22 protein-coding genes and 1 pseudogene are annotated in these 22,393 nt (G+C 36.1%); 4 read left to right on the plus strand and 19 right to left on the minus strand.

Annotated features, from left to right (window positions below; genetic code table 11):
* Positions 1-59: 59 nt before the first annotated feature.
* From copZ to J4G36_RS05535, 12 genes are all read right to left on the minus strand, one after another.
* Positions 60-263: a copper chaperone CopZ gene (gene copZ, locus J4G36_RS05480; RefSeq protein ID WP_246880412.1), complete on the minus strand. Its 204-nt coding sequence runs from the start codon at positions 261-263 to the stop codon at positions 60-62.
* 89 nt (positions 264-352) lie between these two features.
* A complete protein-coding gene (locus J4G36_RS05485) occupies positions 353-640 on the minus strand; it encodes a metal-sensitive transcriptional regulator (RefSeq protein ID WP_210469043.1) in 288 nt (95 codons plus the stop codon).
* Between the two features lie 129 nt (positions 641-769).
* Positions 770-1,345, minus strand: coding sequence for a redoxin domain-containing protein (locus tag J4G36_RS05490; protein ID WP_210469044.1), 576 nt, complete (start codon positions 1,343-1,345; stop codon positions 770-772).
* 262 nt (positions 1,346-1,607) lie between these two features.
* On the minus strand, positions 1,608-2,423 hold the full coding sequence (gene spoIIP / locus J4G36_RS05495; RefSeq protein WP_210469045.1) for a stage II sporulation protein P: 816 nt from the start codon (positions 2,421-2,423) through the stop codon (positions 1,608-1,610).
* Between the two features lie 49 nt (positions 2,424-2,472).
* Positions 2,473-3,396: a plastocyanin/azurin family copper-binding protein gene (locus J4G36_RS05500; RefSeq protein ID WP_246880413.1), complete on the minus strand. Its 924-nt coding sequence runs from the start codon at positions 3,394-3,396 to the stop codon at positions 2,473-2,475.
* 435 nt (positions 3,397-3,831) lie between these two features.
* Positions 3,832-5,016 carry a c-type cytochrome biogenesis protein CcsB gene (gene ccsB / locus J4G36_RS05505; protein ID WP_210469047.1) on the minus strand — a complete coding sequence of 395 codons (1,185 nt, stop codon included), beginning with the start codon at positions 5,014-5,016 and terminating at the stop codon, positions 3,832-3,834.
* A complete protein-coding gene (resB, locus tag J4G36_RS05510; RefSeq protein WP_210469048.1) occupies positions 5,016-6,665 on the minus strand; it encodes a cytochrome c biogenesis protein ResB in 1,650 nt (549 codons plus the stop codon). Before resB ends, ccsB begins: the two co-directional genes overlap by 1 nt.
* A 304-nt stretch (positions 6,666-6,969) precedes the next feature.
* Positions 6,970-7,680, minus strand: coding sequence for a cytochrome c biogenesis CcdA family protein (locus J4G36_RS05515; protein ID WP_305792218.1), 711 nt, complete (start codon positions 7,678-7,680; stop codon positions 6,970-6,972).
* A gap of 63 nt (positions 7,681-7,743) precedes the next feature.
* Entirely contained in the window at positions 7,744-8,478 is a 735-nt protein-coding gene (locus J4G36_RS05520; RefSeq protein WP_210469049.1) for an urease accessory protein UreH domain-containing protein, read from the minus strand.
* Positions 8,479-8,501: 23 nt separating this feature from the next.
* Positions 8,502-9,422, minus strand: coding sequence for a F510_1955 family glycosylhydrolase (locus J4G36_RS05525; protein WP_210469050.1), 921 nt, complete (start codon positions 9,420-9,422; stop codon positions 8,502-8,504).
* Positions 9,423-9,434: 12 nt separating this feature from the next.
* On the minus strand, positions 9,435-10,112 hold the full coding sequence (locus tag J4G36_RS05530) for a response regulator transcription factor (RefSeq protein ID WP_210469051.1): 678 nt from the start codon (positions 10,110-10,112) through the stop codon (positions 9,435-9,437).
* 19 nt (positions 10,113-10,131) lie between these two features.
* The gene (locus J4G36_RS05535) at positions 10,132-11,493 is read right to left on the minus strand and encodes a sensor histidine kinase (RefSeq protein ID WP_246880414.1); all 1,362 of its coding nucleotides are present in this window, start codon (positions 11,491-11,493) and stop codon (positions 10,132-10,134) included.
* Positions 11,494-11,746: 253 nt separating this feature from the next.
* On the opposite strand from J4G36_RS05535, the pseudogene resA reads away from it, so the two are divergent.
* A pseudogene (gene resA, locus J4G36_RS05540) lies at positions 11,747-12,254 on the plus strand (thiol-disulfide oxidoreductase ResA).
* Positions 12,255-12,511: 257 nt separating this feature from the next.
* Here resA and J4G36_RS05545 read toward each other — a convergent pair.
* Positions 12,512-12,649 carry a hypothetical protein gene (locus J4G36_RS05545; RefSeq protein ID WP_210469052.1) on the minus strand — a complete coding sequence of 46 codons (138 nt, stop codon included), beginning with the start codon at positions 12,647-12,649 and terminating at the stop codon, positions 12,512-12,514.
* A 317-nt stretch (positions 12,650-12,966) separates the two neighbouring features.
* Between J4G36_RS05545 and J4G36_RS05550 the strand changes: the two genes are divergently transcribed.
* Positions 12,967-13,569 carry a recombinase family protein gene (locus J4G36_RS05550; RefSeq protein ID WP_210469053.1) on the plus strand — a complete coding sequence of 201 codons (603 nt, stop codon included), beginning with the start codon at positions 12,967-12,969 and terminating at the stop codon, positions 13,567-13,569.
* A 451-nt stretch (positions 13,570-14,020) separates the two neighbouring features.
* On the opposite strand, the gene J4G36_RS18695 is transcribed toward J4G36_RS05550, so the two are convergent.
* The 6 genes from J4G36_RS18695 to J4G36_RS05575 form a co-directional block, all read right to left on the minus strand.
* Entirely contained in the window at positions 14,021-14,152 is a 132-nt protein-coding gene (locus J4G36_RS18695) for a hypothetical protein (protein WP_256439597.1), read from the minus strand.
* Positions 14,153-14,580: 428 nt separating this feature from the next.
* Positions 14,581-15,348, minus strand: a complete 768-nt coding sequence (locus J4G36_RS05555; protein ID WP_210469054.1) for a DUF6339 family protein — start codon at positions 15,346-15,348, stop codon at positions 14,581-14,583.
* Positions 15,345-16,274 (minus strand): hypothetical protein, encoded by a 930-nt coding sequence (locus tag J4G36_RS05560; RefSeq protein WP_210469055.1) that lies wholly within the window; start codon positions 16,272-16,274, stop codon positions 15,345-15,347. The genes J4G36_RS05555 and J4G36_RS05560 overlap by 4 nt, the downstream gene beginning before the upstream one ends.
* A complete protein-coding gene (locus J4G36_RS05565; protein WP_210469056.1) occupies positions 16,264-18,147 on the minus strand; it encodes a hypothetical protein in 1,884 nt (627 codons plus the stop codon). The genes J4G36_RS05560 and J4G36_RS05565 overlap by 11 nt, the downstream gene beginning before the upstream one ends.
* Before the next feature lie 19 nt (positions 18,148-18,166).
* Complete coding sequence (locus J4G36_RS05570; protein ID WP_210469057.1) at positions 18,167-18,400, minus strand: hypothetical protein; 234 nt, start codon at positions 18,398-18,400, stop codon at positions 18,167-18,169.
* Positions 18,401-18,723: 323 nt separating this feature from the next.
* Entirely contained in the window at positions 18,724-19,659 is a 936-nt protein-coding gene (locus J4G36_RS05575) for an HNH endonuclease (RefSeq protein WP_210469058.1), read from the minus strand.
* A gap of 723 nt (positions 19,660-20,382) precedes the next feature.
* On the opposite strand from J4G36_RS05575, the gene J4G36_RS05580 reads away from it, so the two are divergent.
* Complete coding sequence (locus J4G36_RS05580) at positions 20,383-21,375, plus strand: restriction endonuclease PLD domain-containing protein (protein ID WP_210469059.1); 993 nt, start codon at positions 20,383-20,385, stop codon at positions 21,373-21,375.
* 185 nt (positions 21,376-21,560) lie between these two features.
* A complete protein-coding gene (locus J4G36_RS05585; protein WP_210469060.1) occupies positions 21,561-22,325 on the plus strand; it encodes a hypothetical protein in 765 nt (254 codons plus the stop codon).
* Positions 22,326-22,393 lie beyond the last annotated feature (68 nt).

A 22,393-nucleotide genomic window follows, 5' to 3' on the forward strand; every position in this document is an offset into this window, starting at 1 on the left:
ATGTGTTATAAGCGGCAGATTATTTGTTAACTAAACCTTCTGATTCATAATGTCCGAAATTAAACGATGTCATACCCTTGCTCTTCGATTGTTTCTTTAATCTGATCTAATGATGTTTTCTCACTATCAAACTCTATTGAAACATCACCACTTCCAAGATCCACTTTCACGGAAGAAACACCTGTAAGATTGCCCACACTACCTTCGACTGACTTGACGCAATGATTACATGACATTCCTTGTACTTTTAATGTTTCTATCATTTTGACGACCTCCTATTCAGCTTTCACCTCAACCATACAGTACCCCCGTACCGTATGTCAAGTAATAAATAAAAATTTTTTTTAGTCGTTTATTTCGTCATCGTTTTCATGACAGCCATTAATTCCTTAATAGCTGATTCACCATCTTGCCCTTTAATCGCATTTGCGACACAATGGTGTGTATGATCTTCAAGCAAGGCCAAAGAAACTTTATTCATCGCTGATTGAATGGCGCTGATTTGATGTAAAATATCCACACAATAGCGGTCATTTTCGACCATCTGATGAATACCTCTCACTTGCCCTTCAATGCGCTTTAAACGGTTGAGAAGCTGTTGTTTATTTGGCTGGACAGTTGTTTTCGGTGTTTCTTGCATGAATCTCCCTCCTTCACGAATACTTCTTCTTACATATACCCCGTAACCCTATAATAGCATTTTTCTTTTTGAAGGTCAATTTATATAATTACGCTTCTACTACTAGAAATATCATTGACCTAGCTTCATCTAATCGAGATTATCAACAAGTTCTTTTATCGTTTTTTCGTCCATCGGCCCAATAATCTTTTGCTTAATTGTCCCATCCGTGCTAATCATATACGTCGTAGGTATTGTCATAATCTTATACTTATCCATTACTTCACCATCATTATCAAGCGGAATCGGAAATGTTAACCCATACGTATCGATAAACTTCTCGATACTCTTGCGCCCTCGCTCTTCCGTCGTCATATTAACCGCAATAATTTCTACGTTCGTAGAATCCTTATATTTTACATAGTAATTTTGCATATGCGGCATTTCTGCCTTACACGGACCACACCACGACGCCCAGAAATTTAGAACAACTTTTTTTCCTTTATAGTTCGTCAGCTTTATTATGTCACCTGAAAGCGTAGAAAGTTCAAAATCAGGCGGTGTATTTCCTTTTTCAAGTCCAGACTCATACTCAATTGTTGTACTATCCGCCCCAACAACAATTGTGTCGATTAGCCCTGTTGTTTCCATATTCGAGTTAACAATCAAAATCAACATACCGATAATTAAAGTTGTTAAAACCATACTTACAGTTCGTTTACTCACAATTGTCCCTCCGGTTAGTCGTATTCATCAACCCGCTGTTATATTTGCGAAAAGCAATATATTTCCCTAACTAAAATCTGTGTTTACTCAGTACTTATGGTTATCTTAATATCAAAATAAATACGCCGCTCATGCGATTAATCTAATTAAAGCCTTTAGTAACTCCTTTTGAAGTTACTAAAGGCTTTACTGTTTACAACCCAAGTCATTATTCTCATTCATTTCTTTTGAATTTATTTTTTATTGCATAGCCCAAGCACAATTATTTTTTAGATTGCGCTTCGCTTTTTAATATCTGAGAAACAGCTTTCGCAAGTACAGCCGATGTCCTGTTTAGTTCCGCTTCATCATTTCCAATGCCACCTATTTCAACGAGAAGAAGTCTTTTACTAAGATCCTGGTTATACTTCCCATCCACGCCATGACCTGATTTGAATACGATACTTTTAGTTATATTTGGCACTATCTGCTCCATGCCGGCCATCAGTTTCTCAGCTAATTGTTGATTCAATTTGAAATTAGCATGATCACCACCGATAACAAAAACGACTTGCGCAAACTTTTCCCCTTTATGAGTGATTGTCGTCCTATTCGCTTTAAGTGAATCTCGATGAATGTCGAGTATGATGTCATAATTCACATCGTTCAACGTTTTCTCTACATACGGCCTTACAATATCATACGATTTGTGAAAAGGGATTCCTGCCTTATTCATTTCCGCTGTAATGTCGACGTCGATAATATCAGCTTTTATATCATTTAGCTCCAGCTGAGATTTTATCGTTTTACTGAGATTCATAATATTTGTTTCCGAATGATAAACCGCAATTTTCCCGTTATGCTTTAGTGTTATGGGTTCGAATGCTTCCTGCGAATGTGTAGTGTATAAAAGTGCACGCATTCCTATCTGGACTTCAGGTTCCGGTTCGATGATATTTGCTGCATAAACTAATTTTCGCTCATCGATTGGAACAACTGCTGTATCTTTAGGTATTGCTCTTGGAATCTGTTCCAAAATGATAGGTATAATAAAAAGGATGAAGATGAGTGAACTCCAAATTTTCAACGATTTTTTCATGGACAACCCTCCGTCTGCCAATATATGTGACCTAGTTTAGTTAAAGAATTTAACTTACTATAAATCGTCCAATCATCCCTGATTCCTTATGTCCAGGAATAGTACAATAAAATTCATAGACGCCAGATTCAGTTACGGTAAATGTTAGCGTCTCCGTTTTTTTAGGAGCTGCATGCAAATGTAACAAGTTATTTTCTCCCCCATGATTATGTTTGGATCCCTTTATCATGTTAAAGAAGGAAGTTCGGATTTCAATGTCATGCTCAACCGTATCCAGATTTTTGAGAGTTAATGTGACTGATTTATCTTTCTCAACAATAATTTCATTTTTTGAGTACTTCATTTTAGCAGTTTCTATAGCAATAACTTGGCTATTCTTATTAAATTCTTCTGTATTATTAATTGTCGGTAAGTGATCGCTATGTTGCGTTTCCGAATTCATCATTTTCTCGTTTTTTTCCGCCAATGAATTTCCTGCTATTAAATATACTGCGATTAAGATTGAAAGTAAGAGTGGTTTTAATAACCATCTTTTATTTTCTATTTTAGTTTTTTTCGAAGTTTTTAAAATGGCCATAACAAAAATTGTACTAATAGAAAAAAATAAAAATATCTGTATCAAATTTATTGACTGGTTAACATTAATCATTTCGCCTACCATCGCCCCCATCATACCGCCCATCAAACCGGCCATTACTCCTTCTAATACGGAGAGTATCCCGAAACATGCCCCGCATAAAGAACCCGCAAGTACGCCTATAACCATTGATAGTATTGTGGAAAAATATAAATCACCTTGATAGGCTACACCTAACAGAACACCGGCAGTCAAACCTACATTCATCCCAAAGAACATTGAAATCATCATTCCTTGCATATTTCGAAATGTTTTTTTCCAAATGACCGCTAATATAACGACTACAAATGTTAACAAGCCTAGTGAACCTAATATAAATAATTCATAGTTCCCCATCAATCCCCCGCCTTTTTTATACTCAAAGTAGAATTATTTTCCGTATTGCAACAAATGGTTATATACCTTATAAGGGTATGTAATATGTAGAATCGAAATTACTAATATGTGAGTATAATCCTATGTTCCTTAGTATAGAAACAACTTAGACTTTGCATAGTTCAAGCCTATTTCTTTTGTGGGCTGCTGGCTATAATATTCTTGCAATCTCATTGGCTCGAGGACTTTCCGTAAATTCAAAATTTTTCTAGCCCCGGCAGTCGGAGCTACATTGATATCCCTAAGGTTATCGAAATCATTAAAATGCACGTTTGTTGAAAGCTTGATGTGTTGATGATTATTGAATAGCATCTTCCTAAACAAAAACTCCATGGGAAATTCTCCATGGAGTTTTTGTATGCTTCTATTCAATTGCATAATCCTTTAATAATCCTGTCATGCGTATGAATGCAAGCCTGCAATAATCAAGTTAACCGCAATTAAATTGAACATGATGATGATGAAACCAATAACCGCAAGCCATGCCGATTTCTCGCCTTCCCATCCACGGGAGAGCCTTAGATGGAGGTAGGCTGCATAGAATAACCATGTAATAAGTGCCCACACCTCTTTCGGGTCCCATCCCCAAAATCTAGACCATGCTTCATGTGCCCAAATCATTGCGAAAATTAGTGCTCCAAGTGTGAATACTGGGAATCCAATTAAGACTGAACGGTAACCAATTTCATCCATGACTTGAGAATTCGCCTTTTTCGCGAACGGCTGTAATAGCGTTGCAACTGGACGACGCAAAATAAGTCTAAGCAATAAATAGAGAACGCTACCCGTTGCAATTGACCATACGAGTGTCGTTAATGTCTTTCCATTGATGATTGCAGGCATCTCAGCAATCGGTGTCATTTTATCCGTCGTAAGCGATTCGTACTCATTCATGCCGAATAACGGCGGATAATTATATATAATTTGAGCTAGTTCTTCTTTTTGATTAATATAGGTAAATTTTGCTTCATATCCCATGACAGCAAACGTTGACGATGACAAAATGAAACCGACAACGAGAATTAGTGTGAACATGACCGATTCTAACCAGAAACGCTGTTTCGATTTTTTTGTTAAATCGATACTTTTCAACAGGAAAACAAGACCTGCAACTGCACTAATGGCAAGAATCGCCTCACCGATTGCTGCGGTAATCACATGCACCGTTAACCAATAGCTTTTTAACGCCGGGATTAGCGGTGAGAGTTCCCTTGGAAACATACTTGCATATCCAATGATAATGACCGCCAGCGGCAAAGCAAACAAGCCAAGTGATGGTGTCCTGTAAAGGAAAAACAATAAAATAAATGCCCCTACAATCATCATTCCAAATGCAGTCGTAAATTCAAACATATTACTTACCGGTGCATGCTTAGAAGCAATCCAACGTGTAACAAAGTACCCCAAATGCGATATGAAACCGATGATTGTAATAACAATTGCAATATTTCCCCATCGGTTGTATTTATATGTGGCTTCCGACTTTGAACCTTTTACCGCCCCTCCAAAAAACATCATCGCAATTAGATACGCGATAAATGAGATAAGTAGTAAATTTGCACTTAAAGACGCAAGTTCCATTATGAGTTGTCCCCTTTCACTTCATCCGAACTGGACTCCGCATCTTGCCTATCCTTGTATGGCGGTAAGTTTGCGAAATCATTCACTTTATCAAGATCCTTTTTCAAGTCAAACCAATTCTTATTTGTATGGCCGGCAAGAACTAGTTCATCTCCTTCACTTTTTTGAATCCAAATCCTTCTATGGTTCCAATAGGATCCTTGAGCGACCCCAATCATAAAAATAATTCCTCCAAACAACAAGATGTACAATGTCTTATCTTTTCGTATAACAAGTCCGGTAACATCACGTGTCTCAGCACTGATAAACGTTGCTTTATAATCGTTCATTTCCGTTTCAAGTGTCTGTCGTATCGCTACAAAACTCATTTCACCATCCGGCTTCGAAGGTGTCACCATTTTGAAAATGAATGCGGGATTGTTCGGTATTGGAGATTTTGATTTCGGTTCACCATCTTCAATGCCGTCAAAATCCGGATAAAAATCCTTCAGTTCCACATACACGCCTTCTCCCAGTTCATAAATTGGCTCGGGGTTGATAAGGTCAATCGTGAATTCACCAAGTGAAGTGTCCGATTCTTTTTCTGTTAGTTGGAATGTCATCGACTTCAGTTCATCGAGACGAAAATCCATCTGAAAAACATTAAATCCATCAAAATTAAGCGGTTTGTTAACGATGATTGAATAATCTTTGACAAATTCCAACTGGTTGGACCCACCAGGAAGTCCGCCCTCCGCATCTTTATATAATGTGACATCTGATTGATAATTTTTTGCGATTGCACCAACACGGTCGATCGCTTCACTAAATACTTCGTCATCTTCCTTCGAATAAGTCTCAAGAATGAATTTATTATTCTTTAAATAGTATCCCGGTGCACCTGGGAGGGCACGTGTCTCGCCTTCACGAAGCCAAAGCGTTTCATCAACGTAAAAACCTGGAAGGCCTCGCAGTAGAACACCGAGAAGAAAGATAATCAACCCAGTATGGTTGACGTATGGACCCCATCTTGAAAATCGACCTTTTTCTGCTAATATCGCCCCGTCTTCCGTTTTCACATTGTAACGCAGTGCTTTTAGTTTCTCTTCCGCTTTAGCCATTGACGAATCCACATCTTCAACCGTACCCAAACCGTAAATACGTTGTCTTCTCATAAATGAGACATGGCGCTTCGTGCGTTGTTTTTTCAATGATTTGTATAAAGGTACAACCCTGTCAATGCTGGCGATGATGATGGAAATGCCAAGCATTCCAATTAGCGTAATGAACCACCAGCTGTTGTACATATCATAAAAACCAAGTTTATAATATAATACACCGGCAACACCATAATGCTTTTCATAGTAGGCCGCTATGTCCACATCCCTTGTGGCAGGAATAAATAACTTTTGCGGAAATAGCGTCCCGATTGCCGAAGTGGCAAGAACCGCAACAATAATGCTGACGCCTATTTTAACGCTAGAGAAAAAGTTCCAAATCTTATCTATAATAGATCTTTTATAGGTTTGCGATCTTCTGGCAGAACCTTCGTATCTCATGTCAATAAGCTTACTTTCCTTCGCTTCTTCTGTTTGCGGCCTGCCACACCGTTCACAAAGAACTGTGCCAAATGGATTTTCATGACCACATTGACATGTAATTTTACTCATTTTGAATTGACTCCTTCATCATTATTAATATTTATGGATGAAAGCATCTAGCATTACATCAAAACTCCATAAATTCTCCTACATTGAATTGTACATAGTAATTATGCAATATTTATGGAGCGCATAAGACGAGTATGTGAACGACCCTATTATTGAAGATGTTTAATGAGTTACCTTTTTCTACATTTTATAATTAAAACCCAATAAAAAAAGCCCGCTGATTAGGGCGGGCATGAAATGAAAACATTCACGTAATTGGTTGTGACTTTTTTTACATTGTTCTTCAAATATTAAGCTTAATACATCAGAATCCCATAAACCCGCCAAAAAATGGACTTAGCCAAATAATAATATATGTTAATCCATCGAAGAAAAGAAGAATACCTAGTGCAATCATAAGGTAGCCCCCGACTTTCGTTATTACTCGGTTGTATTTTTGTATCCATTTGACGCGAGTGATAAAAATCGATAGTAGGAAAAACGGAATTGCAAACCCTAAAACATAGACAAGCATATACCACATTCCAGATCCAGGATTTTGTGCCGCCATCATGAAAACAGCACCCGTGATTGGTCCTGTACATGGAGTCCATCCAGCTGCAAAGGCAAGCCCAATGAGGAACGTACCAAAATAGCCGGCTGGTCTATTCTTAAACTGTAATTTTTTCTCCTTCATAAGAAAACTCGGTGTAAAGACACCCAGAATCATCAACCCAAATATGACAATAAAAATCGCGCCTAATTGTCGGAGCAAATCCTGGTACTGATAAAAAAACGTACCAATAAGCGATGAGCTATATCCCAGAAAGATAAAGATAGCCGAAAAGCCGATTAGGAAAACAATCGTATGGAAGATTCCGCTTTTCCGAAACTTCCCTTTATCCGTGTTAATTTCATCGAGCGACATTCCCGTAATATAAGATATGAAAGCTGGATATAGCGGTAATGTACACGGAGATAAAAAGTTTAATAAACCTGCACCAAATGCAAGAAACAAGTTCAAATCTGCCAACATCTATAGTAATCCCCTCTCAACACAATAAAAAAACAATATAAAAGCCTTGATAAGTTTTATAAGTCAAATTCCCCAAAAAGTGATTGTATCAGCTATTCCTATAATAATAAGAAGAGCACCAGCCAAACGTTGCACAATTCTGCCAGTCTTTATGCTTCTCTTCATAATGATCCGCTTCGCATCAAAGAACCATATGAAGAAAAATAGGACAATAAGTGGCAGCGATGTTGCTACACCGAAAACAGCAGGTAATACAAAACCATAAGAAGTTGTTACAACCAATGGCATTAACCATAGGAAAAAGAGCACAAACATTGTTGGGCAGAAGGCGAGGGAAAAACTTGCACCCAACATGAAAGAACCTAATTTCCCATTTCGTAAGCGTATAGGAATTCGCATCGTTAATTTTCGAAGGAAATCTAGCTTAAGAATTCCTATTAATACAAGACCGGTAACAATAATAAGCGGGCCTATTACTTTACGAAACAAAGGAAAGTAGTCTGTTAGTGAGGTTTCAAATGTTTCACCAAAGAACCATACGAGTAACCCTAGAGAACTGAATACAGCAACTTTCCCAATAATAAAGAATAAAATTTCACCCATGTCATCTTTCATTTGAATCGTTCGGTTTCCATATAACGTTATAGCACTCATGTTTCCAGTAAGTTGGCAAGGAGCAACCGCTCCTACCAAGCCTAAAAGTAGCGCAACAACAATAGGGTATTGTTCAAAGGAATGTATAAGGATAGTCACTGGTTCAGTTATTGCTTGACTGATTTTCGACATCAATCCATACATTTAATAAGCACCATCCGTTTTGATTATTTCTTCAATTCACTGTTTTTAGCAAGTGCATCCCAATTAGCCCCTACATCTTTTGTCAGGAAAATATCATTATTATCTGTTGCAATGACAATTTCTTTTTTATCATCCGGATTAACTGCTATAAAGACAATTGGATTCATTTTTTCATTGGGAAGTTGAATAGACATTTCTTGATTGTTACCAAATGTAAATGTTTTGAGTTGTACTGTTTCATTTTCATAGCTTGAATAGTACCCGCCATTTTCAGTCAAAGTCACAGATAGAACCATGTTTACGTTATTAAAAAGTTCAAAGTTTTCACCGTAGTCCCTTGAAAGGAATATGCCATCTTTACTCCCGATTGCAATCATCTCTTTCTGCGACGGATGAGCAGCCAAATTTGAGATGAATTCCGAATTGAATCCGTTCATCGTGGTCTTATTCCAAGTGGTTCCCTCATCCAAAGTATAATGTAGCCCCCCTGTCATCTCTTCCGTTGGCATTTCATTGAGTACATAGATGGCGTTTGAGTCATAGCCCGCTGCAAGGTAATGAAAATCAATTTCCCCGTAAAATGCTAATTTATCAAAGCTCGCACCCCGATTTGTACTTTTGACAAGGCCAAGCGGATTTTTATAGTCGGATCCTGGTTCTGGATGACCACTTGAGAAAAAACCTTCACGTACGGCTTGAAAGCCCATATAATCATGCTTTTCGCTATTTGCTTCTTTCCAACCGTCTTTGTCATATTCGTAAAGTCCCTCATGAGTCGAAATAACAATTTCAGGTCCACCATTTATATATCCCAATCCATGTAAGTGATCAAATTTATTATTTTTCACTTTTCCAAACGAATAAGTTTCACTTTCACTGCTACACGCTGACATGACAATGATCAATGTTAATAGTCCCGTGAAAATGCTCATTTTTTTAATCATTCTACTTCTCCTTTAATTCCATTTATATCCGATTCCCCATACCGTTTTCAGGAATTCTTCAATGGGAAATCCGGCGGTTTTTAATTTATCTCTCAAATTACGTATATGCGAGTCAACTGTTCGGATATCCGTATAAGTGTTATAGTCCCATGCAGCATGTAATAACTGTTCCCGCGTGAAAGTCTTGGTTGGTCGCGAAATCAAGGCTTCAATAATATAAAATTCTTTTAGTGTCAGCGGAACTTTCGAGTCAGTCCATTGTAATGAATACGTTTCTTTATCCAGCTTAAAATCACCATAAATAATCATTTCTGTTTCTTTTTCTTCTTCGGGCATACGGCGCAATAGTGCGTGTACCCTTGCTGACAACTCCCTTTCATCAAAAGGTTTCGTTATATAATCATCAGCACCACTATCTAGCCCCTTCACCACATCAAGCTTGTCGGTTCGGGCCGTCAACATTATGACGGGGACATTGGAAAACTCACGGATTTTTTCACACACTTCCCATCCATCAATTTCCGGCATCATAACGTCCAAAAGCACCAGGCTAACTTTTTCCTTCTTAAGTATCTCCAATGCTTTCTTTCCACTCGTCTCTTTGATGCATCTAAAGCCGTGAGGGATCATAAATAATTCAATAAGATTTAACATCCTCTGCTCATCGTCAACTAGTAGGATTGTTCTCATATAGGCTTCTACCCCCCCTTTAAATCTTAATGGTGAAAGTACTACCTATTCCCAATCTGCTTTCCACTTCAACGCTTCCACCGTGGGCTTCGACAAGTTCTTTGACGATTGCCAAACCAATGCCTGATCCTCCAGATGTGCGCGAACGGGATTTTTCCACCCGGTAAAGGTTTTCAAAAATGAAAGGGGTCTCTTCGGATGGGATTCCGATTCCGAAATCGGTAACGGAAATAACTGACTTGTCACCGCTCTTTGAAACCTTCACTTTGACAATTGATTTCTCCGTTGAATATTTCAATGCATTGTCCATTAAATTCAACATTATTTGCTCTAATCGCAATGGATCTGCATGGATTTCGACATCCTCTTCGCAAATTAAATCCAAGCCAAGTTTCTTCATATTAAAAGAAGGGCCAATGAGCTTGAAGATATCCTGAAAGAACAGACGTGCATTAAAATATTCTTTCGAAACTGTGAAAGTATTTTCATCCATTCTTGCTAAATCCAATAAGTTTTTAACAAGTTCTTTCATGCGGTCCGACTCTTCTGCAATAATAGCGAGATAGTGATCACGATCCAATTCGTCGATTCCTTGTCTTATAGCCACTTTTGAATAGCCGATTAAGTATGTCAATGGCGTACTTAATTCATGGGCAATCGAGGCTAAAAATTCATTCCTTTCCGTCTTTAAGCGTTCTAAATCATCCGCAAGCTTTTGAATAGAACCTGATAATTCTCCAAGCTCGTCATTGCCAATGAACGGAAGACTTACATCGAAATCTCCTTTGCTTAATTTCTCCGTCGCTTCCTTCATACGTATTAAGGGGCGTGTAAGAAATTTGGATAGAACAGCGTATATGATAAATAAGGCCACAACGCTCGTTACACCCGCCAGCCCAAAATGCAAGTTCAACTTCCCGACTAACTTTTCGATAGCACGTGTACTTTGAAACATGATTACATAACCTGAATGGCTTGAATCTACTTTATAAGGATGTGCACTAATGATATACGGCAACCCCTCCCAGTCTGATGCTAGAATCTTATCATTCCTCAAATGCATATCTTTTGCTGTAGGAAGATATTTTTCTAGGGTTCCTATATTTTCCCCCGAGCTATGGATAATATCGCCCTGGTTATTTGTAATGATGACTTCCCGGTCACTGTCTTTTTCCATTAATACAATATGTTTCATTGTTGTATCTGAATAATATTCGACAAGCACGTAACGATGATTTGAACCGGTTGCCAATAGACGGGAAAATTCTTCATCAATTCTTGAATGAATGATACTTTGATGGAGATAAACAATAAGAGATACTTCCATTATTAGTACCGAAATGAAAAAATAGGCCGTTAACTTGGCCGAGATTCTGTTCAATTGAACATTCGCCCCTCTTCTGATTTTTAGTATAAAGAATAAATATGAATTAAATATGCAGAAAGCTCCGTACATGAATAAAAAAATATTTTTATACACAATCATGACAGCTTTGTGACTGCATAGTTTTTTGATATATCTTTAGTAAAGTATAATCATAAATAAAAACAGTTCAGGTATGCCGTTCATATCCTGCATGTTCTTGAAAGGAGAAAGCAGTAGGTTGAATAACAAAAAGAAGAATCGTTTCATTATGCGATTAATTGTTTTAATAGTATTGGCCAGTGCTATTATTTTTTTCAATATACAACAGCTCAATAAAAGAAAAACACGATGTATTGAAAGTTGGGGATGATGCCCCTGATTTCTTATTGGTCGACTTAAACGGCGAAAGCCATCAACTCTCCTCTTATAAAGGTCAAGGTGTCTTCTTAAACTTTTGGGGAACTTGGTGTGCGCCATGTAAAAAAGAAATGCCTGCAATGGGAAGACAATACCAGATTTATAAAGATCAAGGGGTTCAAGTGCTAGCGGTTAACATTGCTGAGTCTGATTTAAAAGTCCGAGCATTTGCCAACCAATACGGAATGGTTTTTCCTACGTTAATTGATAAAACAAAAGGTGTAATGCAAACTTATAATATTAAGCCACTACCTACAACTTTTCTAATTAATCCAGACGGCAAGATTATAAAGATTATAACAGGTGAAATGTCTGAAAACGATATTAAGGATTATATGGAGCAAATAAAGCCTAGTTAAAACAGGCAATAGACTTATGCAGATTATGGCACTAGATATTATGAAAATGGCAATCATTCCATCAGCCGAATGATTGCCTTCCTTCTTTCTTTTATTATCAATTCCTTAAATATACGCTAGTTCGAGATTCCCTTGACTGCTCATTATTCTGCAATCTTGCCCTATTATTGGATTGGAATAGTCCGTTAATTTATAAAGCAAGGATGAATCCACCTTTGCTTTATAAATTACCTACCTAACCCTTTCCCTTTCTCTTTTTAAATTTTCATTACTTTTCCACTTCGCTTTATTTCTAACTTTTTATACGTCAACTCCGAACCAAAAAAGAATATAGATGCAATCGGTGAGCCTAATGGCAGCGCCGTTATAATTTCATCTTTATTAATATACACCATTACTTTAAATCGCCCGATTGCAGAACAAAATAAAAAAAGTTACCTTTAGCTACTTGGTAATTTGCGTTCCAAAACTCGTCCTTTTCTGAACACGCTTCTCCAAATTTCGAAAGTGACATTTGATTTCTTTCTAGACCAATTCATTCCGTTCATAAAAGTACACTTTAACGAACGCTCTTCCAAGTAACAAAAACATAGCGAAAAACAGTTCGTAAAAGTGTATAATCCATTACCGAACGTTCAACCATTCCTTTGCAACTTTTCGAACGGAAATATATACTTAAAGAAACAAATGTTCTTAAAGGGAGTGTTTTATTTTGGAAGCACGAAAATTCGGATACATCAGGGTAAGTTCAAAAGACCAAAACGAAAGCCGGCAAATGGAAGCAATGAAAAAGATTGATATTAATAATCGTGACATTTTTCTCGATAAGCAATCAGGGAAAAACTTTCACCGCGAACAATATCAATTAATGAAACGAATGATTAGAAAAGGAGATATTCTTTATATTCATTCTCTGGATCGCTTTGGTCGAAGCAAGGATGATATTCTAAACGAGTGGCAAGAACTTACGAAGGAAATCGGGGCTGATATAGTGGTTCTTGATATGCCATTGTTGGATACTACAAAATATAAAGACAGTATTGGTAATTTTATCTCAGATCTTATCCTTCAAGTTCTTTCTTGGCTCGCGGAAGATGAACGAGATAGAATTAGGACTCGTCAGCGCGAAGGTATTGATTCAGCCCTGAGGAGTGGTGTGAAATTTGGACGCCCAGCAATCAAAATTACGGATGAATTCATTCAAGCTTATAATAAATGGCAGTCCGGAGATATTACAGCAGTTAAAGCGATGAAGGAAGCGGATATGAAGAAAACATCATTTTATAAGATGGTGAACGAATATCAAAGTTTGTAAATATATTATAGAACCCATAACAACCATTTAAAATTTGGAATACGATGATTAAAAATTTTGTAGTCCCACAAAGATGATCAACCAGGCCCTGAAAATCTCCCTTTATACAATGGAACTTAGTTGATTGGAGTGGAAATCGGCGACTCCTGCGTGAACAGCGCGAGCTGAAGACCCCGCAGGAGCGTGCTTTTCGTGACGAGGAGACTGAAGCCGTGCCCCCGGAAAGCGTCCGATTGGAACGGATATTAACGTGATTAAAGCAAATCGGACTTTTTCAGTGGCCACTGATCAACAAGGGGGGTTACAATATGAATTAATATGATTTCTGAATATAGTCACGCTGGAAAAGAAACCATGTCCTAAGGTTTCTACACTCAAGCATTAAGTAAGCAACTGTAACAGATTCTGTGTTTTGAAATTCATAATCTGTCATAGGCCCGTTCATTCATAATTAAATGTAGGTATACCATTTCTCAGGGGCTGATTCAGCCTCTAAATATTTCCGGATAGTTTTCCGGTCAAATCCGGTTTCCCTTGCGATTGCACTAATCGTGCAGCCTTTCTGTTTCAATTCTCTTATCATAAAAAAATCCTCCAACAGTAACGTCATTCCCACACTTCCAATCTATCTCTATCTGAAATAGATTATCCGTGAAGATTGGGGAATTTTAAACCGTTATTATTGAGGATTTTAACACCGATATTCACATAAATTATGTAGTAAAACAAAAACGCTCACTATTATTTACTGTGAACGTTTATATATATACTTTCTAATTCGTCAGGGCAGTATTATTATTTGAATACAGGACATCTATCCTCTAAAAACTTATCCCATTCCCCCAAATACGCATTTTTATAATTAGTTATGAACATCCTAATGTTAATTATCCAAAGTCATCGCATAGTCTAACACATTGATAATTCAGCATCCAATGTTTAGACCTCAATTCTCAAAAGGATATGCTACATAAGTAAAATGAAAAAATAACAGTCATTAAGATGAAATATTTAAACCTGTATTAAAGCACTTTTAATATTTTCTTTCTGAATCCATTGTAAGAAAAGGTTATCTAGATCCTCATTTTTCACACAATCCAATACTGTTACACCACCTACAAAATTGAGATACACCACAAATTTGTCAATGTATTTCTTCATCATAATATCGGGGTACTCATCTTTATACTTCATTAGGATTTCTAGCATACCCATCAGCCATTCCTTGTTATCCCCTACAGTTCTTTCTAATAATCCATGGGGAAGATTCTGTGTAGAAAGTAGGAAATCTGTCAATTCATATGGATTCTCCTTGGTCGGATCATATGTTAGATATCCATACCACCATAAGCGCGCAATTCCATTACGAATTACTTCACGCTTAGTATTAGCAAAATATCTATCTAAAGCCCCTTTGGTTACTTCTTGTTTGGTAAGTAACCATCGTGCAGACATATATTCTTGAAAAACATGATGTGTTAGATACGTCCATATCCTAGAATCCATAGCTTGTACTGGTGTCAGATTTTTTAACGATCGGTGAATTCTTTTTGCATTTTCTGCATCTGTTTTACTTGCTTCTGTACTACTACCAATAGGAATGATTAAGTCAGCTTTTCGATACGAGATATTAGACTCTAAACTCCAAGTCTCACTATCAAGGTAGTTGGCTAAATAACTGCCTATCCAATCATCGGCATTTCTATAATGTTCTACGTTGCTCATCATATTCTCTCTTAGTTGATTAACAGCAACTTCTTTTAAATAGTGAAGTTTCAATTGTTCTCCTCCTCCCCTTGTGCATTAAAAAATTCTTCAAAGAATTCTAACCCATTAGATAATGGATCGCCTAAGAGTTTCTGTGCCAAAATTAAAGCGCTGTCTGAGATGTTCCTAGGATCATGTAAATCTATGCCTTGATCTATAAGTTTTGCATTAATGACTTTGAACCAGCGATGCTCGTCTTCTTGCTCTGCGATATATTCTTTAATTGCTTCAAAATCATGTTGAAAAGCGGATAACTGTTTAAATAACGCTTCCAGCACTACTACAAGCGCAGGAGTGATGAATATCGAAGATGTAAGAGCCGCTAATTGGCCATACTGACCATGTAGTTGTTTCAATCTCCTATATTGATTAAAGTTTTTCTTGTTTAGGGAAATAATGATTTTATGATCCGGATACCTAACATCAATTGGTTGAGCCTCTTTATTCTCATTGAAGACGATATTGAATATTGACGGAAGCTTTACCAAGGGATCAATTAGCTTTGTTATATTTACATCATATACAGAGCCTTCGGCTAAAATATCACCAGGGAAGATACTGAACGAAGCATCCTCATAATCGTCATCAAAAGATTTGCTAGAATAAGAACTTATATATGTCCTTGCAACAATGAAAGTCTCAAATGTAATTGAGTTTTCTATTTGTGATGACGGAAGTGTTATAGATTTTTGTGCTTTGTCAAATTCAAATACAGATCTATATCTAGTTGAAGAACATGCAACCTTAACAACAAATTTAATCTTGTCTTCTCGCAATAATTGCTCTAGCTCTTCTTCGAATAAGTCAACTTCACAATCGAAATTGTAGTTTGAACCTTCAATTCTTTGTACGATTTGAATTTCAAATTTTGCATTGGCGTGATCAAAATCGTCCGTAAATTTATTCAGAACAGGGTGAGGATAGTTTTTACTTACCATTAAAACTCACTCCTAACGCTACACGAACCTTTTCTACTAGTTCAAATTCAATTCGATTACTACCTTTTCTTACCTTAAAAGGACCAATTTTAGAATTAATAACTTGAAGTTTTTTTTCATCCATTTTCGCCTTAGCTATACTAGCCGGTACATCTGAATCTTCACCTTGTATTTCTAAGTCAATCGTTAGCACACCTTCATTTTTCGAATCAAACTTAATTCTGTAAGTTGCTGCATGCGGGTCAGTACAATACATTTTGTACTTTAAAACACTAGCCTTGATTTCACCTGTAGAAGTACCCCCCTGCGGTGTTGGATCCGGGTTCGGTGTTGGGTCTGGGTCTGGGTCTGGGTTTGGTGTTGGATCCGGATTCGGTGTTGGGTCTGGGTTTGGATTGGATCCCGGTTCTGTAGTAGTTCCTTCATCTACAGGGTCCTTATCAGAAGGATTACTGGCTTTCTTTCGCTTTTTGGGTTTCTTATTTTTTTCTACTTTTGCTTCAAGAGGCATCCCACTAACACCTTCGTCATTTGCATGATTAATGTCTACTTCATCATTATTGTCTGGAAGAAACTCCGATAATTCATCAACATCAAATTTCATAATATCTTCATACGGCGAAATTGATTTGATATGGTAATTCATCCAGTCATTGAGTTCCTTTAGCGCATTTCTTATTACTTTGACATCCTTCTTACGCTTAGTTTCCCAATCGCTATGAGTAGGGTTTTCTACTCTTTTGAGTTCTTTGTTAAAAGCCGTACCATTAATCAAAAGTACAGCTGCGTATTTAATTGGGATATGGTAATTTGGTTTTTCCTTAATTAGCATGCCAGTTTTACGGATCATTGCTGTTTTCTTATTATAACGATTACTATCGCCTACATACATCTTTACTTCGCCAAGACCGCAGAAGTTTTCCTCAACAAAATAATGACTGTCTTCGGAAGTCAACACTTCATAATAGTTGATAGCACTTGATTTCGATCCCTCTTCTTTCATCTTTTGAAATTCTGAAGCTAGATTAGAAGAATTAATTTCATCACCATTAACAATTACCTCCAAATCCCCATGGTGAATGGCTGAGAAGAAACTAGTAACAGTAGCTTCTTTAATTTCCTCAACCCAAGTTTCACGAAAATCAAATCCTGCAATGTAAAGATCCGTACCTATTTTACTTCGAACGAACTTTTTGTTTACATCTTCCATATTTTTAAGTGGTTGTTTTTTATCACGTTCACCAAAGAATCCCGTTGCCTGACGCGGTTCTCCTTCTTCATCTTCAAACGAGATAAGCTTAGCAACACCCTGAAATGCCGATTTACCGCTCTCATCCAAAGAAGAGTAGAAAACAGCTTTCAAATCTGAACAAACAAAAGTTGCATATTTACCAATCCCAAATGCCCCTCCAGATGTATCTTCCTTATCCGATTCTCCTACAACTTTGATTAACCGATGCCAATCAGTACCACGTAGTTTCTCAGATCCCGCCAATCCGGTTGTATTATAATCGCTGATTTTCATGAAATATATCTCATCTTGCTTTAATATATTTAAGGCATTTTGCAATTCCTTATATGTATCAGAATCTTTCTTACTTTCGTTTAGACATTTAGTGAGAATTGAAACGTACTCTTTAAGTCCTGGAAATTCATCAATTGGTAAATTGAAGACCGAAAAGTCTACACGGACTGGATTTCCTTTCTTATTATTTGCATCGATTGAATTTTGTATTGTTTCTCTCGCGATAGATGGATAAGGATTACCTCTAAACGTTTCAATTCCTGGATCGTTTTTCCCACTTTCGGATCCCCAATCAGTTTTAGGGAATTCCCAACCTATTAAATCTTTTTTTTCTAGAGTTATAGTCATTAGTAGAACCTCCAACTTCTTATTTAATGAATTTAAATTCTGTATCACGGCTTTTACTTTCCTCTGAGAATCTCCCTTTTAGCACTTTTATTTCTGCTTCCAAGTTGTCAAATATTTGTTTAATATGGTCGTCAGTATAATCATAGTTATTTTTATTGGATAAATTACCTATTAATTTGAACTTTTTTAAAGTCTCGCTAACTCTTTTTTCGGCTAACTCCTCAAACTTCTCCATTTTTTTATTGGTAACCACTGCGTGCACCTCCATTTTCGCTGTTATACGTAACTTATAAAAATTATATTCTATTTATAGTCGAAATACAACGAAAAAAAAGATTATTTTTACTACATAGTGAAAATGTAGCGTATATAATCTTTGTTTATTTAAAAAACCCTTTTCTAAACTTCATTAACTATATGCGTACAATTTGTAATTCTAATAATAGATGCAGTTGTAAAAAACATACTAAACTTACTATATAGATTTCAGTAAAACTTCAAGATACAAATCTAACTTACTTTGGTTTTACATCCAAGACAAGTAGAAGCTCATTCTTTTTTATAAGTGAAAAGTTCTTATTTTACGAATATAAACTTACTATGATATTCCATATATTTTTTCATTTCATCACTAATTCGAATCCTTAACGTTGAGTTTACGTTAAAATTCATTCTCTGTGTTGATGAAAGTAGACTGGAAATCGATATTTCCCCATTTTCTTCAAATGTAATCAGACCCTTGTCAAACAAATAATCATGATTTGGGCACAATAAAATGCCATTATGCTCATCCAAACGCTCATTATCAGTACTAGATGACCATGGCTTAATATGACTAGCACGCGTATGTTCTGCTTTTACGCCGCATAATCGACAGACATCGAAATTAGCCAGCAGTAATTTACGGAACCTCGCTTGTCCTTTACGTTGTTTCACTTCTTGTAATATTTCTGTAACAAGTTCCTGATCGAAATCATCATTATTTATAATTTGATGAGCAAACTTTTCTAACTCTGTTTTAAAAACTACCGTTGTTAAAGTATAAGGTTTGACAATAAATATACCCTTTTCATTTTCCTTTATAATTATTCCTAATCCTAAGATAGTATTAACGCCTTTTTTAACTTTAAGTAATATGCCAATAGGTATCTGGTTTTTTAAATTATAACGTGCAGCCGCAATATCACTCTTTTTCCTGTTATCTTTGGGGCTGTTAGGAGGTCTCATTTCAATCGTCTCAAATTGATTATTAACTTTACTTTTCCAAGTAATTTGTTGACCATAATTTTCAACTGATTCAGTTGCTTGATATGAAATTAAATAGGGCATCCCAGCAGGTTTATAGAAACCACGAATTAAGTCATGCAGGATATGACTTTCGCTTACAAATTCATCTGCTGGTACACGCTGTTCTTTACTTACACCCTTAATTGGAATTTTTCCAACTAAGGTCTGACCTTTTAAAGCATCGAATTTACGTAAAACGCCTTGGTGAACATCCTCAATTATCATATTTATTCCTCTTTTCGCATTAGATATACATACCACAAGAGTTTTCCGGTTTCTCTGATAAAGACAGAACAAGTAGAATCCTTTAATAAAAGAAACTCAGAATATACTTTGTTTGTGTTTATTTAGACGCAACATATACCATCCATATACTGCTATTCAACGTGGAACAGTTACGAAAATGAAATTTGTATATCTATTTCCATTCGTGACCTCACAACTCGAAAAAAGTAATTACAATCACTTCAACAGAATCTGTATTCAATTGGACAATCCTTGTTTCATAGTTAGAAAATCACAACTATCATTTCGCCACACGATACCATATCTGTTTCGATAAAGCACGCTTAGCTAGTTCAATTATTTTAAATATATGAATAAATAAGCCTTTAAAACGCGTATTTTTGTGCATAACGAAAATATATCATTTCGATTTATAAGTTATAATAATCAGAAGCCTATTAAGTTGAGTTTTCATTATATTTTACAGATAAATATTTATTAGCGCTTTTATTAAGGACGTACAGATTGTACTAATCATTACATTTGTTAAATATTTAATTGAAATAAAGTAATTCCTATTAAATTAAATGGAACTATTGGTTTTATATAACATTTATCAGTCCTAATTAACTACCCATTGATTTATTTCCTAATACCTATTACAATTGAATTGAAGCGCTGAATTTTCAGGCTAATAAATCATTAAGATTGGGTGGATGATTAATGCTTCTTATAGAAGACTTGGAGAAACACGTTTTTGAAACACCTTACATTAATGGTTTTCGGAAAATCCGGATTTTATCGGGCTATGCATCTTCTGCTTTTCTAACTCACATTATTACTAGATTCCCCGATATAGAAATTGATCTAATTATCGGAATGGGTAAAAAGGATGGAATCAAAAGATGGGATCATGAACAATACAAGGAAATTTCCAACAGGAACCCAAGAATTAGTATTAGCTATCATAAAGTTTACCCGGTAATTCATACCAAGATTTATTCATGGACCGATCACCACTTGAATAATAGCTTAACATTTATCGGTTCCTCCAACTTTTCAAGGAATGGTTTTCGAACTCAAAACGAATTATTAGCAGAGGTAAACTATTCAAATGTAAATGAGGTATTCAATGTTGCTGAGACTATTGATTGCACAGATGAAGATATAGAAAACCATATAAATTTCTATAACTTAAGAATACAAAGAATACAAACAAAAGCGAAAGAAGTTCAATTAGACATGGAGATTAAATATGAGGATAATTCCAGTAAGATGTTTCTTCATGATTTAGATTTCGTCGATCTCTCACTTCTTCTTCAAAACGATTCAGCTATTCACGAAAGAGCGGGTTTAAACTGGGGACAAAGAGAAGGTAGAGAGCCAAATCAGGCATATATACCTGTCCCAACGCCTTTCAATCGGCATAATCCTGATTTCTTCCCTTCTTTAGATGAATCATTTACTATGCTAACAGATGATGGTCAACAACTTATATGTAAAATGGCACAGCAAAATCGAAAAGCTATTCATACAACCGAAAATAATAGCATAATGGGTAAATATTTTAGAAGAAGGTTAGGTGTTTCCCTCGGTGCTAGAGTAGATTCACAAGATCTCATAAACTACTCACGAACATCTGTTAGAATTTACAAAATCGATTCGGAGACTTACTTTATGGACTTTGGAATAGATACAGGATTAACTGAAGTTTGATCAATCATAATTTATTATCTATTTTACATTAATCTTTTTTATTACTACTAGTGAGCATTTCTTGACCTTAAATTATTAACATAACTTACGTTTCCCTAACATCTTGACGTTTTGTTATCTACTCCAATTTAATAAAATATAGTTAATTCCAGTTATACTATAAACGCGGAAAGGCGATGTTCGAAATGCCAGTTATTAGTAAAAATGAGATCAGAACTTGTTATAGTTTTGCTGAAAAAGCATGGGAAAACAGAAGTCAAAGCTTGCAACAGTTCGGTACAGATGAAGCACGCACAAGAGAAGCATTTTTAGCTGATCAAATTTCAGGTAAGTTGGCCGAACTATTATTTAAAAAAGAAATAGAACAAAAATATACTGGGATAGCAGTACATTTAGACTTTCAACACTACTTGGACCCATTGCATACTGATAACGGAGATGTTACTATCATTGAAAATGGTTTGCCTTCACCTCTTCGATTAGATATTAAAGGATCTTCAAATTTAGCTCAATGGCTATTAGTTGAACGGCATAAGTTTTGGGATTTACAAAGTGGAAAACCTATGGCTGATCAATATGTAATGGTGAAATTTTCAAATGAAATGCCCTCAAATCCTATGTTGCGTAAAAATCCGGAACATATTTTGACTCTTGAACAAGTAAGCGGGGAAATCGTAGGATGGGCAAAACACACAGATTTTATTTCCAATAAAGATAATGCACCTTGGTTCAGCTTTAAAAGAGGAGAGAGATTGATACATTCTCAATTCCTACCAAGAACTTTAAGTTATCCTGATGATATCAAGCATTTAAATAACTATATTAATAAGTTGAAAGACAGTAAGCAAGCCACGTGTATTTATATAGGCCCTAAACTAGATGCAATTTTGAATTTAGGTATGCCTATCAAATGGTTAAGCAAGGATTTTGATGCACTTCTACTTCGTTAAATATAAAAAACAACAGGGATAGTAAAAACCTTATACTATGCCTGTTGTTTTTTTCGAATACAAAATGA

Origin of the sequence: Sporosarcina sp. 6E9, assembly GCF_017921835.1 — a bacterium.
GTDB lineage: Bacteria > Bacillota > Bacilli > Bacillales_A > Planococcaceae > Sporosarcina.